This window comes from Streptomyces cucumeris, from assembly GCF_024295805.1.
GTDB classification, from domain to species: Bacteria; Actinomycetota; Actinomycetes; order Streptomycetales; family Streptomycetaceae; genus Streptomyces; species Streptomyces cucumeris.
In genome coordinates, this window is the sequence record NZ_JANCLX010000082.1 from 1 (window position 1) to 3,521 (window position 3,521).

3 protein-coding genes and 1 pseudogene are annotated in these 3,521 nt (G+C 68.9%); 2 read left to right on the plus strand and 2 right to left on the minus strand.

The window, feature by feature from the left end:
- Positions 1-312: pseudogene (locus NMK44_RS41780) on the minus strand (DNA-directed RNA polymerase subunit alpha); the annotation flags it as partial.
- A gap of 213 nt (positions 313-525) precedes the next feature.
- Between NMK44_RS41780 and NMK44_RS41785 the strand changes: the two are divergent.
- Positions 526-747 (plus strand): hypothetical protein, encoded by a 222-nt coding sequence (locus NMK44_RS41785; protein WP_254753381.1) that lies wholly within the window; start codon positions 526-528, stop codon positions 745-747.
- Between the two features lie 693 nt (positions 748-1,440).
- On the opposite strand, the gene NMK44_RS41790 is transcribed toward NMK44_RS41785, so the two are convergent.
- Positions 1,441-2,382: a GlxA family transcriptional regulator gene (locus tag NMK44_RS41790; protein ID WP_254753382.1), complete on the minus strand. Its 942-nt coding sequence runs from the start codon at positions 2,380-2,382 to the stop codon at positions 1,441-1,443.
- A gap of 180 nt (positions 2,383-2,562) precedes the next feature.
- Between NMK44_RS41790 and NMK44_RS41795 the strand changes: the two genes are divergently transcribed.
- The gene (locus tag NMK44_RS41795; RefSeq protein ID WP_254753383.1) at positions 2,563-3,393 is read left to right on the plus strand and encodes a dienelactone hydrolase family protein; all 831 of its coding nucleotides are present in this window, start codon (positions 2,563-2,565) and stop codon (positions 3,391-3,393) included.
- Positions 3,394-3,521 lie beyond the last annotated feature (128 nt).

Below are 3,521 nucleotides of genomic sequence, written 5' to 3' on the forward strand. Positions count from 1 at the left end.
CAGGCCGGGGCCCTGCTTGCGCAGGTACATCACAACCGGCTCGTCGTGCTCCGAGGAGACGACGAGCTGCTTGATGTTGAGGATGAGGTCGGTGATGTCCTCCTTGACGCCCGGCACGGTGGTGAACTCGTGCAGGACCCCGTCGATCCGGATGGACGTGACCGCCGCACCGGGGATCGAGGAGAGGAGCGTACGACGCAGGGAGTTTCCGAGGGTGTAGCCGAAGCCCGGCTCCAGCGGCTCGATCACGAACCGGGAGCGGAACTCGTCGACGACCTCTTCGGTCAGTGACGGACGCTGAGCGATCAGCACGAGATATTGCCTCCAGTGTGGCGCGCTAATGACGCCGTAGACACCACGAAGGGTACGGGCGGTTCGGCCTCCTATGAATCTGAACCGCCCGACCCCCGCTCGTCTGGCGGCTGATCGGCAGGCTCAGCTCTTGCTGGAGCGGAGTCCGACGATCAGCTACCCCTGCCCCTGAGAGCCACCGACCAGCGCAGTCGTAGGCGCATACTGGGGGCGATGACAAAGCCTGCTGCACCGAAGCGTCATTTGCCCACCAGCCCTTTCAAGGCCCCGGTCACCCCGGCTCCCAAGCACTTCGCCGTGGGCGACCAGGTCACACACGACATGTACGGCCTCGGCTGGGTGATCGGCATCGAGGACGGAAGCGCGGCGCTCGTGGATTTCGGCTCGACGCAAATGCGGATCTTGAGCCCGTACACCAAGATGACCAAGCTGTAGGACCGCCGTGCCCGGTCATGGCACGCCAGGCCCCTTCAGGGACCTGTAACCAATGGGAGACCCCTCATCGAACTGACGTCGCTGTTTTCCGCCCTGGAAGGGCAACCCCACAGTGCCACTACAGCATCGCCGCCTCCGACGACAAACCCCTTCCAGGCCGCGGACTTTGGGGAAGACGAGACCTTCCTCAACGCGGATGTACAGGAGCCCGCCTAAGGCATGCAGGCCACGCAACCCAGGGAGCCCAGCTCCCACGTGTGCAGTGGTTTCGACAGCTGGCCGCAGGCCGTCTCCGGTGCTGCGGTAAGGAGTGCGGCCGTCTCAGTTCCCGTCTCATTCAGCGCCGTTCACTGTGGTTCATCCGAGACCGTGTGCCGGACCCTTCCCGTAGACAAGCCGCCCACGAACGCAGGTGCGTATCCTCCGCCAGCCCAGAGGGCCGGACCGCTTTCGCGGTCCAGCCCTCTGGCGTATGTCCGTCTCAGTTGGGCTCTGGCACGGCCGCCGCAGTGTGACGTGCATCACGAAGAGGGCAGCCAAACTGACGGGCCCGCCGGTCGGCGGAGCGAGGACGCACTCCTCGCAGTCGGCACCGGCCTCGGCCCGCTCCCTCTCCTGTTCCTCCTGGTGCTGCCGAAGCAGCTTGATCAGCGGATCGGGGAGGCCGACCGTGCGCCGTCCGCGGCCGGTGGGCTACGTCGGCCCGGAACCACCGCGGTCGTCGCGTCCGCGGCGGAATCTCGCTCGGTACTCCCGTGGCCTCTGTCCCGTGTGCCGGGCGAAGATGCCGCCGAATGTCCCGGTGTCGCGGTACCCGACCTCGCCGGCGATGTCCGTGACGGTCCTGTCGGTCACCTCCAGCAGATGGGTGGCCCGGCGTACCCGGGCCTTGTGGAGGTACGCGAGGGGTGATTCGCCCGCCTCGTCGCCGAAGCGGCGGAGCAGGGTGCGCGTGCTGACGTGGAATTCACGGGCGAGCGCCGAGAGGTCGTAGCGTGCCGCGAGATCCTGGTCGAGCCGGCGTTTGACGCCCAGTGAGAAGTCCCTGCCCGTGGTCGGTATGAGCGCCGGGTCGATATACGGCGCCTGGGTGGAGCGCGCGTCGTCGACCAGGGCGATGCGCGCAGTACTGCGGGCGACACCGGGGCCGTCGTGTTCGCGTATCAGCTGGAGTGCGAAGTCGTACATGGCGCTGAATGCCGCCGTGGTCGTCACTCCGCGGTCCGTCACGACGAGGGCTTCCCGGCGCAGCCGCACATCGGCGTACCGCCGGGCGAACCGGTCCGCGTACAACCAGGACGTGGTGGCCTCGCGCCCGGCGAGCAGCCCGGCTTCGGCGAGCAGATAGGCGCCGACGCAGATCGACACGATGGCGGTGCCCGAGGCCGCCTGCGCGCGGATCGCGGCGACTTCCGGGGCCAGCCGGGCGAGGGTCGCGTCGACGTCGAGCGCGGGCGGCAGTTCGAAACCCGGCACGATCAGGACGTCCACGGGACGTATGGCACGGACGTCGAGGGACGCGCCGCCGGACGCGGTCACCCGGCGGCGGGGCGAGAGGACCGAGGTCTCGTAGCCCGGCCGGGGTTCCCCGTGTGCCGTCGCGACATGCGTGGCCATGGCCAGGAGGTCGGGCACGCCGTACACCTCCGAGGCGAAGCAGCCCGGGAAGGCCAGCACACCGACCCGCAATGGACTCGGTGGACTCAGTGGACCCACACGCACCCCCGATCGCCTCTGAACGGTGGCGAGATTACCGGGATACCTGTCGATCCCGCCGCTTCCCAGGGGGATGAGCGGCTCAGCATCATCGTGCTCATGGCGATCGGAAGAGGGCAGCGCGATGACCCCCTGGACGACTTCACACGGCGGACCGTCACGGTCGACGGCATCGCGAAGACCGTGTACGTCACCGGGGTGGGGCCGGCGGTCGTCCTCATGCCGGAGATGCCGGGCATCAGCCCCGACGTCGCGCGGCTCGCGCGCTGGATACGTGACGCCGGATTCTCCGTGTACCTGCCGTCCCTCTTCGGCGTCGACGGTGCCTACCCGCTCGCCGAGGCACGCGACATCGTGGTCCGACGGGCCTGCGTCAGCGCCGAGTTCAGGGCGTTCGCCGGCGGTGGCACCAGCCCTGTCGTCGGTTGGCTGCGCGGGCTCGCCCGCCTGGCGCACACCGAGTGCGGCGGGCCGGGGGTCGGGGCCGTGGGGCTGTGTTTCACCGGGAACTTCGCGCTGAGCATGACGCTCGAACCCGCCGTCATCGCCCCCGTGGTCAACCATCCGTCGCTGCCGCTCGACAGCGCCGGTGAGCTGGAGCTCGGCGACGAGGACGCGGCTGCCGTGGCCGAACGGGTGGCCCGGGACGGGGTGAAGGTGCTCGCCTACCGCTTCGAGGGCGACACATGGTGCACGGGGCAGCGGTTCGCCGCGTACCGGGCGCTGCTCGGGGACGCCTTCGACGGCCGCGTACTCGACCCCGGGACGGCGCACCCCGATCCGCCGCCCTTCTTCCGCGATGTCGTCGGCTGCGCGCACAGCGTCGTGACGGCGCATCTCGTGGACGAGGAGGGTCATCCGACCCTGCGGGCCAGGGACGAGATCATCGCCTTCCTCGCCGAGCGGCTCGGGACAGGGCAGGCGCCCTAGATGTGCTGTCCCGGCACGTTGGTGACACGCGTGCTGGGTGCTTGAACGAGGTGAGGGCCTTCTGGCTCGGTGTGGATTGCGACATCTACGCCGATGGCAGGAGGCCCTCGTGATCCACCGTAACGCCC